General features: G+C 71.5%; 9 protein-coding genes. 3 read left to right on the top strand and 6 right to left on the bottom strand.

Going from position 1 to position 13,103, the window contains the following annotated elements; genetic code table 11:
- Window positions 1-32: 32 nt before the first annotated feature.
- The 5 genes from OG844_RS35245 to OG844_RS35225 all read right to left on the bottom strand — a co-directional run bounded on the left by OG844_RS35245 (window position 33) and on the right by OG844_RS35225 (window position 6,643).
- The gene (locus OG844_RS35245; RefSeq protein WP_406395881.1) at window positions 33-1,241 is read right to left on the bottom strand and encodes an MFS transporter; all 1,209 of its coding nucleotides are present in this window, start codon (window positions 1,239-1,241) and stop codon (window positions 33-35) included.
- Window positions 1,242-1,484: 243 nt separating this feature from the next.
- Window positions 1,485-2,672 (bottom strand): Cmx/CmrA family chloramphenicol efflux MFS transporter, encoded by a 1,188-nt coding sequence (locus OG844_RS35240; protein WP_406395880.1) that lies wholly within the window; start codon window positions 2,670-2,672, stop codon window positions 1,485-1,487.
- A 309-nt stretch (window positions 2,673-2,981) separates the two neighbouring features.
- On the bottom strand, window positions 2,982-4,007 hold the full coding sequence (locus OG844_RS35235; protein WP_406395878.1) for an endonuclease/exonuclease/phosphatase family protein: 1,026 nt from the start codon (window positions 4,005-4,007) through the stop codon (window positions 2,982-2,984).
- 167 nt (window positions 4,008-4,174) lie between these two features.
- Window positions 4,175-4,885: a TetR/AcrR family transcriptional regulator gene (locus OG844_RS35230; protein WP_406395876.1), complete on the bottom strand. Its 711-nt coding sequence runs from the start codon at window positions 4,883-4,885 to the stop codon at window positions 4,175-4,177.
- Window positions 4,886-5,017: 132 nt separating this feature from the next.
- Window positions 5,018-6,643, bottom strand: coding sequence for an MFS transporter (locus tag OG844_RS35225; RefSeq protein WP_406395874.1), 1,626 nt, complete (start codon window positions 6,641-6,643; stop codon window positions 5,018-5,020).
- A 162-nt stretch (window positions 6,644-6,805) separates the two neighbouring features.
- Here OG844_RS35225 and panB point away from each other — a divergent pair, with 162 nt between their 5' ends.
- The 3 genes from panB (at window position 6,806) to OG844_RS35210 (ending at window position 9,699) form a co-directional block, all read left to right on the top strand.
- Entirely contained in the window at window positions 6,806-7,693 is an 888-nt protein-coding gene (panB, locus tag OG844_RS35220) for a 3-methyl-2-oxobutanoate hydroxymethyltransferase (protein ID WP_406395873.1), read from the top strand.
- 132 nt (window positions 7,694-7,825) lie between these two features.
- Window positions 7,826-8,845 carry an ATP-binding cassette domain-containing protein gene (locus tag OG844_RS35215; protein ID WP_406395871.1) on the top strand — a complete coding sequence of 340 codons (1,020 nt, stop codon included), beginning with the start codon at window positions 7,826-7,828 and terminating at the stop codon, window positions 8,843-8,845.
- Window positions 8,842-9,699, top strand: a complete 858-nt coding sequence (locus OG844_RS35210) for an ABC transporter permease (RefSeq protein WP_406395869.1) — start codon at window positions 8,842-8,844, stop codon at window positions 9,697-9,699. Before OG844_RS35215 ends, OG844_RS35210 begins: the two co-directional genes overlap by 4 nt.
- On the opposite strand, the gene OG844_RS35205 is transcribed toward OG844_RS35210, so the two are convergent.
- Window positions 9,700-13,029 (bottom strand): BTAD domain-containing putative transcriptional regulator, encoded by a 3,330-nt coding sequence (locus OG844_RS35205; protein ID WP_406395867.1) that lies wholly within the window; start codon window positions 13,027-13,029, stop codon window positions 9,700-9,702.
- Window positions 13,030-13,103: the final 74 nt, after the last annotated feature.

Raw genomic sequence — 13,103 nt, 5'->3', positions numbered from 1 at the left:
GGTGTACGCCCCCCACGGGCCGGGGTGCGCGGTCAGCGCACCTCGGCCTCCTGCTTGTTGTGCGCCGAGGACCCGCCTGCCACCACACGGGAGACCTCCGGCGTACGGTCCAGCAGACCCGCCGTGGCCGCCACCGCGAGACCGACGACCGCCAGCGCCGCACCGACCAGCGCCGGTGACGTCCAGCCCCAGCCCGCCGCGATGGCCACGCCGCCGAGCCATGCGCCGCCCGCGTTGGCCAGGTTGAAGGCGGAGTGGTTGGACGCGGACGCGAGCGTGGGGGCGTCCTTGGCCTTGTTCATCACCAGCATCTGCAGCGGCGTGGTCGTCATGAAGCCGATCCCGCCGAGCAGCACCACCATCACCAGCGCCGCCCACTGCACGTGCACGGTGAAGGGGAAGACCACCAGCACGACGGCCAGGGCGGCCAGTGATCCGTAGAGCGTGGGCCGCAGCGCCCGGTCGGTCAGCGGTCCGGCCGCCAGGGCGCCCAGGGTCATCCCGATGCCGAAGAGCGCCAGGACGAGCGTCACCGAGGACTCGCCGAAGCCCATCGCCTCGGTCGTCATGGCCGAGAGGTACGAGTAGACGGCGAAGACACCCGCGAAACCGAGGACAGCGGTGAGCAGGCCGAGCAGCACCTGCCGGTTGCCCATGGCCTTCATCTCGCGCCCCAGGCCCTGGTGGGAGTCGACGGGCATCTGCGGTACGAGCCGGGCGAGCGCGGCCATGGCACCCAGCCCGATCACCGAGACCACGACGAACGTGGCGCGCCAGCCGAGGTGCTGGCCGAGCAGGGTCGCCGCCGGTACGCCGACGATGTTGGCGACGGTCAGGCCGAGGAACATGGTCGCCACGGCGCGGGCCTGCCGCCCGTCCGGGACGAGCCGCGCGGCGACGACGGCTCCGACCCCGAAGAACGCCCCGTGCGGCAGTCCGGCCAGCAGTCGTCCTGCCAGCAGCCAGCCGAAGTCGGGGGCGAACGCCGAGGCGAGGTTGCCGATGGTGAAGAGGGCCATCAGCAGCAGGAGCATCCGCTTGCGCGGAACCCGTGAGCCGATGGCGGTGAGCAGCGGGGCGCCCAGGACGACGCCGATCGCGTATGCGGAGACGAGGTAACCGGCGGTGGGCACGGACGTTCCCAGATCGTCCGCGACGTTGGGCAGCAGGCCCATCATCACGAACTCGGTGGTGCCGATGCCGAAGGCGCTCACAGCGAGGGCGAGCAGGGCCAGGGGCATGGAGGGGGCCTTTCGGAACGAGGGAGGGAGCGTCGGCTTCATTGCCGGTCCGGATTAAGTATTCAGCCGGAACAAAGTGTCGCAGACCTTTAGTGCCCGGAGGTGAACGAGCCGTTGCGGCGGGGTGCGGAACGAACACCCCCGCCGCTGCTCGGTGACGTCGGCATGGCTGGTCAGGATACGTGCGGTGACCTGCCTGCCCGGGTCGGGAACGAGGAGACCTCGTCCGCCCGGTGAAGAAGATCACGGGTGGAGTCGTGCCGCGTCCGGGGCAGGAAGCGGGACCGCTCGCGCGACAGCGCCCCCCGCCACCGCCCCCGCGAGCGCCAGGCACATCAGCAGGGCGCTCACCCAGACCGGTGCGCGGAAGCCGAAGCCCGCTCCGAGGGCCAGGCCGCCCAGCCAAGGGCCCAGCGCGGCGCCCACGTTGAAGGCAGCCGTGGCGAAGGAGCCCGCCAGGGTCGGGGCGTCGGGGGCCTGGTGGAAGACCCGGGTGATCAGCGCCGTACCCGTACCGAAGGCGAACGCGCCCTGGAGGAGGATCAGGGCGAGCGCGGCCACCGGGTTCCCTGCGGTCAGTGCGAGGGCCGCCCAGCCGGCGGCCGGCGCGACCATGCCGACGGCCACGACGGCGCCCGGCCTGGCGTCGGCGATCCGGCCCGCCAGGGTGACGCCGGCGAACGAGCCCACGCCGAACAGGGCGAGGACGGCGGGGACCCAGCCTGCGCCGAGGCCGGAGACCCGGGTGACCAGCGGCTCCAGGTAGGAGAACGTACGGAAGGTCGCCCCCTGTACGAGCGCCATCACCAGCAGGGTGAGCAGCAGACGGGGGCGGGCCAGGGCACGCAGTTCGCTGCGGGCGCTCACCTGCGCCACGTCGTGCGGGCGCCCGCCGGGAATCGTCCACAACAGTGCGAGGACCGCCGGTACTGAGGCGAGGGCCACAGCCCAGAACGCCGAGCGCCAGCCCCACAGTTCACCGAGCATCGCACCGGCCGGCACCCCCACCACACAGGCGACGGTCACCCCGCCGACGACCACGGCGCTGGCCCTCGCCCGCAGGTGCGGTTCGACCATGGCCGACGCGGTGACCAGGGCCACCGCCCAGAAGCCGGCGTTGGCCAGCGCCCCGGCCACCCGTGTCGCCAGCAGCACCCCGTAGCCGGGGGTCAGCGCACCCACCACATGGGAGGCGATGAACACGCCGAGGAGGAACAGCAGCGCACGGCGCCGGGGCCAGGTGCGGCCCGCCAGGGCGGTGAGCGGTGCGCCGATCACCATCCCGATCGCGAAGGCCGAGGTCAGCAGCCCGGCGGCGGCCAGTGAGACGTCGAGGTCGGTGGCGATGCCCGAGAGCAGGCCGGACAGCATGAACTCCGATGTGCCCTGGGCGAAGACCGCCAGCCCGAGCACGTGGACAGCAAATGGCATGGGAAGAAGACCCCTTGTACGGAACCGTCGGAGGAACGAGCGGTGTTCGTCGGGGGTGCGGGCCGCGCCCGTCCGTGCGCGCAGGGGCGCGTGGAACGGCAACGCGGTGGAATGCCCGGTGTTCTCACGGACAGGGGAGTCGGCCCACACCGCCGCGGAATCCGGCGGTGGTCGACGACGCGACAGGGGGAAGGCTCACCGACCGCTGAGGTCAGAGCCTTTCGGCGCTGCGGGTCGGCCACCGGCGGACCGGTGGCGGGAGTCTGTCGGACTCGGGGCTGGGCATGGGGAGAAAGTACCCGCCGGGGCTCAGAGTTCCACGCGTGCGGCGATCGGGAGGTGGTCGCTGTCCGTGGCCGGGAGGGTCCAGGACGACAGGGGTTCGACGCCCCTCACCATGATCTGGTCGATTCGGGCCATCGGGAACGACGCCGGCCAGCTGAAGCCGAAGCCGTCGCCCGCCGCGCCCTGGGTGGAGCGCATCTGGGCGGTGACCGCGTTCAGGGACCGGTCGTTCATGGTGCCGTTGAGGTCGCCGAGCAGGGCCACCCGCTCGATCCGCTCGTCGGCGATCGCCTCACCCAGGGCGTCGGCGCTCTTGTCCCGCTGGTTGGCGGTGAAGCCCGCGTGCAGCTTGACCCGTACGGACGGGAGGTGTGCCACGTACACCGCGATCGGGCCGTCCGGCGTGGTCACCGTGGCGCGCATCGCGCGGGTCCAGCCCAGCTTGATGTCGACGGGGCGGGCGTTCGTCAACGGGTACTTGCTCCACAGGCCGACGGTGCCCTGTACCGAATGGTGCGGATAGCGGGCGGCGAGGGCCTTCTCGTACGCGGCCACCTTGCCGCCGGGCAGTTCCTGCAGGGCCACGACGTCCGCGCCGGATCCCGCGACCTGCTGGGCGGTGCCCGCGGGGTCGGGGTTGCCGGCGTTCACGTTGTGCGTGGCGACGGTGAGGTCTCCGCCGGTTCCCGACTTGTCGGCGAACAGGAGGCCGCCGAACAGGTTGAGCCAGACCACGGCCGGCAGGAGCACGGCGATCAGAGCGGTCGCCGAACGCCGGACGAGGCCGAGGAGCAGCAGCAGCGGCACGAGGAGGCCGAACCAGGGCAGGAAGGTCTCGATGAGGCTGCCCGTGTTGCCGATGGTGTTGGGGATCTCCGCGTGGAAGATCATCATCAGGGTCAGGAGGACCGAGCAGAACGCGAGGAGGATGCCGCGCCGCCAGATTCCGGGGTCCGCCGCCAGTCTGTGGCGCAGTGCTCGGAGGCGGGGCCCGGGTCCCTGCGGACCCGTGCCGGCGTTCTCGGTGTCCGCCCTGTACGCCTGCACCATTGCGCTGTCCTCACTGCCTTGCCGTACACATCGCCGCGCCTCACGACCCTAGGCGATGGGCGACGCTATTCGTGCCGTCGACGACGGCCGTACTGCCATCAGGACGACGGATGTGGCGTCGTGGGTTCCGGCCGGAAGGGTGGTTGTGGTGGCTTGTGACAGAACGCTCACACAGGAGCCGTCGTCGGCTTCCCTGCTGTGACCTGCGGTTTCGGTGCGAGGCCCTGGAGCAGTATCCCGATGATGCGGTCGGCGAGGTCCTCGGGCAGGGGTGCGTCGGGGCGGTGGACGGTGCGTACGAGCATGGGGCCGAGGAACAGGTCGTCCATCAGCTCCGCGTCGAGGTCGTCGCGGAGCTCGCCCGCGTCCACGGCCCGTTGCACGGCGGCCAGCATGGCGACGCGGCGCGGCGCGATCACCGTGCACTGGTACTCGGTCCACAGCTTGGGGTGGCTCTTCATCTGCGCGAACACGTTGTGCAGGAGTACGGAGGAGCGCTGGGCGAGGCCACGCGTACGCATGGATTCCAGCAGGAGGCGGAGGTCCGCGAGGCCTTCGGTGCCGGAGACGGTGGGGTCGGCGGGTTCGATGTCGCGCAGGACGTCGACGAAGAGCTCCTCCTTGCCGCTCCAGCGGCGGTAGATCGTGGCCTTGCCGACGCCCGCGGTGCGGGCGATGCGCTCGATGGACAGGCCGGCGAGGGGTTCACCGGCCTCCAGGAGCTCCACGACGGCGTCGAGGATCGCCCGCTCGGCGGCTGCGCTGCGGGGGCGGCCGCGGCGGGGTTCGGGGTCCTGGCCGTGAGGGTCCTGTCCGGGTGAGTCCTGGCCGGGTGAGTCCTCGGCCCGGTCCTGTGCATGGTCCTGTGCCGCCTGCACGTGGGTCACCTCTCGCCGCGCCGTCCACCGCTCGTCGTTCGCCGTTCATCCTGATTCTCGCCGACCGGCGGGGGGTGGGGCGACCGCCGGGGCGGGGATCGGGTGCCGGGTTCGTCCGACGTGACGCTTGCCTCAATCGCCGGACGGGCTCGAAGCGGCCTTGTCGTCCTCCGTCGCCGGGGCTGCCCGGTTCTCGTCCCGGCCCGGAGCCTGCTGCCTGCCCGGCAGGAACAGGCCCACCACCACAGCACCTATCAGGGCCACCGCCGCCGAGCCGAGGGCCGTGACGTGCATCGCCGAGATGAACGCCTCGTTCGCCGCAGCGACGAGCGGCTTGCCCGCCGGGCCCAGTTTCGCCGCGACGCCGAGGGTCGCCTCGATCGACTCGCCCGCCACGTCCCGCGCAGCGGCCGGGACGCCTGCGAGGTGGCCCTCGATGTCACCGCGGTAGACCGTGGACAGCACCGAGCCGAGCACCGCGATACCGAGCGCCCCGCCGACCTGGCGGAACGTGTTGTTGACGGCCGAGCCGGAGCCTGCCCGTTCGCGGGGCAGGGCCTGCATCACGGCGACGGTGACCGGCGGCATGATGTGCGCCATTCCCGTGCCCTGCACGAAGAAGACGACGCACATCACCCAGACCGGGGTGTCCGCGTCGAAGAGCGCGAAGGCCGCGAGGCCGCCCGCGACCAGCAGCATGCCGACGGTGCAGACCGCACGGGCACCGAACCGGTCGACGACCAGCCGGGCGCGTGGCGCGAAGATCATCTGGGCGGCGGCGAGCGGCAGGATGAGCAGTCCGGACTGCAGGGCGCTGTAGCCACGCACGCTCTGGAGGTAGAAGGCGGAGAAGAAGGTGACGCCCATCAGCGCGAAGAAGACCAGCGCGATGGCGGCGACGGCGGCGGAGAAGGCCGGCTCCCTGAAGTACGAGATGTCGATGGAGGGGTGGCTGCTGCGCTTCTCGTGCCACACGAAGACCGCCAGCACCACCAGCCCGCCGGTCAGCGGTGCGAGCACCGTGAGGTCGGCGAAGTCGGCGAGTTCGCCGCCGCGGATGATGCCGTACACCAGAAGGACCAGGCCGACGATGGACAGGACGACGCCCAGCGGGTCGACCCGGCCGGGGTTCGGGTCCCGGGAGTCCGGTACGAGGGCGACCATGGCGATCAGCGCGACGATCACCACGGGGACGTTGACCAGGAAGATCGAGCCCCACCAGAAGTGCTCCAGGAGCAGCCCGCCGGTGATCGGGCCGATGGCGATGCCGAGGCCGACGCTGCCGGCCCAGATGCCGATGGCCTTGGGCTGCTCGTCGCGCTCGAAGACGTTCATCAGGACGGCGAGCGTGGCGGGCATCACGAACGCCGCGCCGAAGCCCATCAGGGCACGCCAGGTGATGAGCTCGCCGGGCGAGGTGGAGAGCGCGGCCAGGCCGGAGCCGATGCCGAAGACCAGGATTCCGGCCAGCAGCACCTTCTTGCGGCCGATGCGGTCGCCGAGCAGGCCCGCGGTGAAGAGCAGTCCCGCGAAGACGAGCGTGTAGGAGTTGATCGCCCACTCGAGCTCGCTCTGGGTGGCGCCGATGCCGGTCGGTGCCGGGGTGGCGATCGTCTTGACCGCCACGTTCAGGATCGAGTTGTCCAGCACCACGATGAGCAGGCTGAACATGAGAACGGTGAGGATCGCCCAGCGGCGGCGGTGGACCGCTTCCGGGACACGGGACTCGGCGGCAGGGGCGCCGGACGGTATGGACATGGCGACGACCCTAGCCCGTTTTCGATACGAGACCGTCTCGTATTGGAAAGTCTTTACCCGGTCGCCGGGGCCCACTTCCCGGGAGCGGCCCCGGGATGCCACCATGGAAGGGATCCGGGGACGCCGTCAGGGCGCCACGAGATGACGAAGGAGCCGTTGGCCATGTCGCTTCAGGCTGCGCAGAATCAGAACACCACCGCCCCAGCAGGTCCCTCCCCCTCCGCCGGCAAGGCGTTGTACGGAGGAAAGAGCACCCGCCGCATCACCGTCCACGACATCGCCGCAGCCGGTGAGCGCGGCGAGAAGTGGCCCATGCTCACCGCCTACGACGCGATGACCGCGTCCGTCTTCGACGAGGCCGGCATCCCGGTCATGCTCGTCGGCGACTCCATGGGCAACTGCCACCTCGGGTACGAGACGACCGTTCCCGTCACGATGGACGAGATGGCCATGCTCTCCGCCGCCGTCGTACGGGGCACCAAGCGCGCCCTCATCGTCGCCGACCTGCCCTTCGGGTCCTACCAGGAGGGACCCGTCCAGGCCCTCCGCAACGCCACCCGGCTGATCAAGGACGCCGGCGTCGGCGCGGTCAAGCTGGAGGGCGGCGAGCGCTCCCACGAGCAGATCCGGCTGCTGGTCGAGGCCGGAATCCCGGTCATGGGCCACATCGGCCTGACCCCGCAGTCCGTCAACGCCATGGGCTACCGGGTGCAGGGCCGCGGCGAGGAGGCCGCGCAGCAGCTGCTGCGCGATGCGAAGGCGGTGCAGGACGCGGGCGCGTTCGCCGTCGTCCTGGAGCTCGTACCGGCCGAACTGGCCGCCGAGGTGACCCGCACCCTGCACATCCCGACCGTCGGCATCGGTGCCGGACCGGACACGGACGCCCAGGTGCTGGTCTACACCGACATGGTCGGGCTGACCGGCGGCAAGGTGCCCCGCTTCACCAAGCAGTACGCGAACATGCGCCAGGTGCTCGAAGACGCCGCGAAGGAATTCGCCGACGAGGTCGTCGGCGGAACGTTCCCGCAGCCGGAGCACACCTTCCACTGACGCCCCTCTGACCACTGCCGCACCACCGACAGCCCGCCGACTCCCCCATCGGCGGGCTGTCGCCCTGCTGTGGGTCTGCGGTAGGTCCGCTGTCAGCGGCTTGTCGGTGACTTGTCGGTGACGGCTGATGTCATGGTGGACATGACGCGAAACGACAAGAACCCCAGGAACGGCACGAACGCCGTCGAGGTGCGGGGGCTGGTCAAGCACTACGGCTCGACCAAGGCGCTGGACGGCGTGGACCTCGATGTGCGCGAAGGCACCGTTCTCGGTGTGCTCGGGCCCAACGGCGCCGGCAAGACCACCCTCGTACGCTGCCTCTCCACCCTGATCCTGCCCGATGCCGGGCACGCGGTCGTGGCGGGCTACGACGTGGTGAAGCAGCCCAGGCAGCTGCGCCGCACCATCGGCCTGACCGGGCAGTACGCCTCGGTGGACGAGAAGCTGTCCGGCTGGGAGAACCTCTACATGATCGGGCGGCTCCTCGACCTGCCGCGCAAGAAGGCCAGGTCCCGCGCCGACGAGCTGCTGGAGCGCTTCTCGCTCACCGACGCGGCGAAGAAGGCCGCGATGGACTACTCCGGCGGCATGCGGCGCCGGCTGGACCTGGCCGCGTCCATGATCGGCAGCCCGGCCGTGCTCTACCTGGACGAGCCGACGACGGGGCTCGACCCCCGTACCCGCAACGAGGTCTGGGACGAGGTGCAGCGGATGGTCGCGGAGGGGGCGACCGTGCTGCTCACCACCCAGTACATGGAAGAGGCCGAGCAGCTCGCCGACGAGCTCACGGTCATCGACAAGGGCAAGATCATCGCCCGGGGCGGTGTCGACGAGCTGAAGGCCAAGGTCGGCGGCCGCACCCTGCAGATCCGGCCCTCCGACCCGGACCGACTCGCCGCCATGGCGCAGGCGATCAGGGAGGCCGGACTCGACGGGGTCTCCGGCGCCCAGGCCGTCCCCGACGAGGGCCTGCTGTACGTGCCGATCCTCAGCGACGAGCAGCTGACCGCCGTGATCGGCCTGCTCGGCACCCGGGGCTTCTCCCTCGCCCATGTCGCCACCGCTCTGCCCAGCCTGGACGAGGTCTTCCTCGCCATCACGGGCGACAAGGCCACCGTCACCGACACGATCCCCCAGGAGGTCGCGGCATGAGCACGACGACTCTGACGCCCACCCCCACCGACGCGGCCGCTTCCGCACCGGTCACGAAGCTCCACGGCGAGGGCCGGATCGGGCTGCGGAACAACCTGCGCCACATCGGGGCACTGGTGCGGCGCAATCTGCTCCAGATCAAGAAGGATCCGGAGTCGATGTTCGACGCGCTCCTGATGCCGGTCATCTTCACGCTGCTGTTCGTGTACGTCTTCGGCGGCTCGGTCGGCGGCAGCATGGGCGGCGGCCGGCAGGAGTACCTCAACTACCTGATCCCCGGCCTGATGGCGATGATGGGCATGAACATCGCCATGGCGGTCGGTTCCGGTGTCAACGACGACTTCCGCAAGGGGGTCATGGACCGGTTCCGCACGATGCCGATCGCCCGCTCCTCGGTGCTCATCGCGAAGATCGTGGTCGAGCTCGGCCGGATGATGGTCGCCACGCTGATCCTGCTGGGCATGGGCTTCGCGCTCGGCATGGAGCTCCAGGAGTCGGTGCTCGGGCTGATCGGCGCGATCGCCCTGTCGGCCGCGTTCGGCGCCGCCATCATGTGGATCTTCATCCTGCTCGGACTGACCATGAAGACGGCTCAGGCCGTCCAGGGGATGGGGATGCTCGTGCTGATGCCGCTCCAGTTCGGTTCGTCCATCTTCGCTCCGACCCAGACGATGCCCGGCTGGCTCCAGACGTTCACCGACTACAACCCGCTGTCCAACCTGGCCGACGCCGCCCGCGCCCTGATGATGGGCGGCCCGCTCGCCCACTCGGTCTGGGTGACGCTCGGCTGGACCGTGGTCATCACCGCGGTGATGGCTCCGCTCGCGGTGTCCAAGTTCCGCAAGAAGTCCTGATCACGGGCCGGAGTCCTGCTCCCGCACGTATGCGTCCGTAAAGGCGGTGGCCTCCTCCAGTGCGAGGCCGCCGCCTTCGGCGTACGCGGTCTCGAAGGCGGCGTCGTCCGCCAGTCCCGCCCGGACGACCTCTTCCGCCGCATCCCGGTTACTGCGCTCCGTCAGCGTGGGTACGTGACCGGCCGGCAGCAGTACCGCGTGCAGGCCGAGCAGCCGCGCCGCGTCCCTGCACCGCCGCTCTCCGCCGAGACCGCCCAGGGCCCATGCGACGGCGACCAGGTGCAGGGACGACATCTGTGGTGCCACCATCTGCGACATCGAACCCTGCGATTTCTCCAGCGCGCGGCAGGCCCGGTTCAGGGCACTGGCGTAATCGCCGTCGAGGTTGTCCAGCCAGGCCTGCATGCCCAGCACGAAACCCTCGAAGATCGCCACCGTCTCCGATCCGAACTCCTTCCGCAGTGCGCCGAGTTGCTCGCGCGCCTCCGTGGTGCGGCCGGTCCGCCCCAGCCACAGGGCGAGGTAGAGCCGGGCTGCGGGCATCGCCTCGTGCCCGGCCTGCCGTCCCTTGGCGAGCACCTCACGCAGGATGGACTCCCCCTCCTCGCCCCGGCCGATCTCGAGGAGAGCGGAGGCGTAGCGGGCCCGCAGCAGCGCGACCTGGGTCTGGGCACCGAGCTGCTCAGCGTAGGTGACCGCGGTACGGAAGTCCTCGGCCGCGGATGCACTGTCGCCGGCGCGCTCATGGGCCTCGCCCCGGGAGGAGAGCGCTTCGGCGGAGCCCCAGGCATCACCGACGCGTACGAAGATGTCCAGGCTCTCGTTCGCGTCCTGCCGGGCTTCGCCCGCCCAGTCGGGGCGGTTGGCCAGCACGTTGGCCCGCATCTGCAGCGCGGCGGCCAGCTCCCATTCATAGCCGAACTCCCGGCAGGCGCGCACCGTCTGGTCCATGAGCTCGCGCAGCCGGTCGGGCTCGCCGGTGAACAGGATCGCGAACAACCAGAGGGATCCCGGCGTACGGCAGGTCTGCGGCTGGCCCGGCCGGTAGGTCCGGGCGATCGCCTTCAGGCGCTTCCTGCCCTCGTCCGTGGTCCATTCGTTGCCCGAGTGGTCCATATTGGCCAGCCGGATCAGCCGTACACCACGCCTGGCCTCCTCGGTCTGGTCGGGCTCCATCGGGGGCGGCCTGTCGGTGCACCGTTCCAGCAGGGAGGGTGCCGGTTCGACGGGCTCGGTGAACGGATCGGGGCCGAGGGCAGCCGCGGCGTCGGCCCAGTGGCGGGCGTCGGCCCGCAGGTCGCGCATCTGCCAGTACCAGCCGAGAGAGAGGACGAGGCAGAGGAGCTCCTGTTCGTCCTGGGCGGCCTCGGCGCGGCGCAGGGCGGTGCGCAGATTCTCGTACTCGCGCTGGAACAGATCGAGGGCGGACTGCTGACCAGCACCCCGGAGCTCCGGGTCGGCGAGGCGGGCGAGCTCCCGGTAGTGGACGAGATGCCGCCGCTCGACGGCGGCCCGCTCCCCCGCCTCGTCCAGCCGGTCCGATGCGTACTCGGCAACGGTCTCCAGAAGCCGGTACCGCATCCCGCCGTCGTTGCCGGGGGCGGCGACGACCAGGGACTTGTCGACCAGGGAGCCGAGGAGCGGCGCGACGTCGCGGGCGTCGACGCCCGCGACGGAGCAGACCTCCTCGGCCGCGGTGAGGGCGGAGTCTCCGGCGAACACCGAAAGCCGGCGCAGCACGGCACGTTCGGCCGTGTCAAGGAGCTCCCACGACCAGTCGACAACGGCCCGAAGGGTCTGCTGGCGCGGCAGTACGGTGCGGCTGCCACTGGTCAGCAGACGGAACCGGTCGTCGAGACGGTCGGCGATCTGGCGCGGACCGAGCATGCGCAGCCGTGCCGCCGCCAGTTCGATGGCGAGCGGCAGCCCGTCAAGGCGGTGGCAGATCTCGGCGCAGGCGGCCTCGGTCCCGGGATCCGCGTCGACCCGGAAGCCGGGCCTGGCGGCGCTCCCCCGGTCGGCGAGCAGGCGCAGCGCTATGGGGTCGGGGAGCGGGTCCACGGGCCGCAACAGCTCGCCAGGCACGCCGAGGGGCTCGCGGCTCGTCGCCAGGACGGTGAGGCCGGGGCAGTGGGCGAGGAGGTGGTCCGCCAGCCCGGCCGCCGCCTCGATCACATGCTCGCAGTTGTCGAGCAGAAGGAGCATGCGGCGACCGGAACAGTGCTCGGTGAGACGTGTGAGCGGGTCCCCGGCCGTGCGGTCGGAGCCCCGCTCCACGGCGCGGAGCCCCTCGGCTCCCGCGCCCCGCAGCACGGTCTCGCGGGCGCCGAGCGCGCTCAGTACGGCGTCGGCGACCGCCGCCGGGTCGTCGACGGGGGCGAGCTCCGCCAGCCAGACCCCGTCGGGCCAGGACGCCGAGGCCGTCTCGGCCGCCTCCTGGGACAGCCTGGTCTTGCCCGCGCCTCCGGGGCCCAGCAGGGTGACCAGGCGCGCCCGGGAGAGGTCCTCGCGGAGGGCCGCGATGTCGGTCTCGCGGCCGACGAAGCTGGTGAGCCTGGCCCGCAGGTTTCCGTGCGGGGCGGGGGAGGGCGCCGGTTCCGGCCGGGGCCGGTCCTGGTGCAGCAGTTCCTCGTACAGCCGGCGCAGCTCGGGTCCCGGCGAGGAGCCCACGCGCTCGGCGAGCGCGGTCCGCGCCTCCCCGTACGCCGCGAGTGCCTGGGCGGTTCGCCCGGCGGCCTGCAGCGCCCTGATGCGCAGGGCCTGCAGGGGTTCGTCGATCGGGTGGTCTGCACAGAGCGCGGCGAGTTCGGGCAGGGCCTCGTCGGGGCGGCCCAGCGCGAGGACGGCGGTGATCCTGGTGCGGCGGGCCTCGAGGCGCCGGGCCTCCCACCGGACGGCGGCAGCGGCACGGTCGGGCAGGTCGGTGAGGGCGGGCCCGCGCCACAGGGCGAGCGCGTCGTCGAGGACCGTGGCGGCCTTCGCCGCGTCGCCGTCCTCCAGGGCCCGCGCACCCTCCCCCACGAGCCGCTCGAAGCGGTGCAGGTCCACGGCGTCGGGGTCGGCGGCGAGCCGGTAGCCGTTCTCCACGGAGCCGATGGCGTCCCGGCCGAGCGCACGCCTGAGGCGGCCCACGAGTGCCTGCAGGGCGCCCACGGCATCGGCGGGCGGATCGCCGTCCCACACCTCGTCGACGAGAACCGTCGCCGGGACCGTGCGCCCGGGGCGCAGGGCGAGCACCGTGAGCAGGGCGCGCAGCCGCGCCCCGCCGAGGGCCACGGCCGTGCCGTCGTCGCGGAAAGCCTGGGTGGTACCGAGAATGCCGTAGTGCACGCGCCCATTGTCCGTGACGGCTCCGCACTTCGTGGAACTACCACCCGACCGCGGGACGTTCTCGCCCTGTCACC

It is taken from the genome of Streptomyces sp. NBC_00887, from assembly GCF_045207585.1.
The sequence above is the reverse complement of the archived record's forward strand: the minus strand, read 5'-3'. Positions and strand labels throughout refer to the sequence as shown.

Bases quoted from the DNA above. Each gene is read 5' to 3' on its own strand.
- OG844_RS35245 (WP_406395881.1), bottom strand. From the start codon at position 1,241: ATGCCCCTGGCCCTGCTCGCCCTCGCTGTGAGCGCCTTCGGCATCGGC.
- OG844_RS35240 (WP_406395880.1), bottom strand. From the start codon at position 2,672: ATGCCATTTGCTGTCCACGTGCTCGGGCTGGCGGTCTTCGCCCAGGGC.
- OG844_RS35235 (WP_406395878.1), bottom strand. From the start codon at position 4,007: ATGGTGCAGGCGTACAGGGCGGACACCGAGAACGCCGGCACGGGTCCG.
- OG844_RS35225 (WP_406395874.1), bottom strand. From the start codon at position 6,643: ATGTCCATACCGTCCGGCGCCCCTGCCGCCGAGTCCCGTGTCCCGGAA.
- panB (WP_406395873.1), top strand. From the start codon at position 6,806: ATGTCGCTTCAGGCTGCGCAGAATCAGAACACCACCGCCCCAGCAGGT.
- OG844_RS35215 (WP_406395871.1), top strand. From the start codon at position 7,826: ATGGTGGACATGACGCGAAACGACAAGAACCCCAGGAACGGCACGAAC.
- OG844_RS35210 (WP_406395869.1), top strand. From the start codon at position 8,842: ATGAGCACGACGACTCTGACGCCCACCCCCACCGACGCGGCCGCTTCC.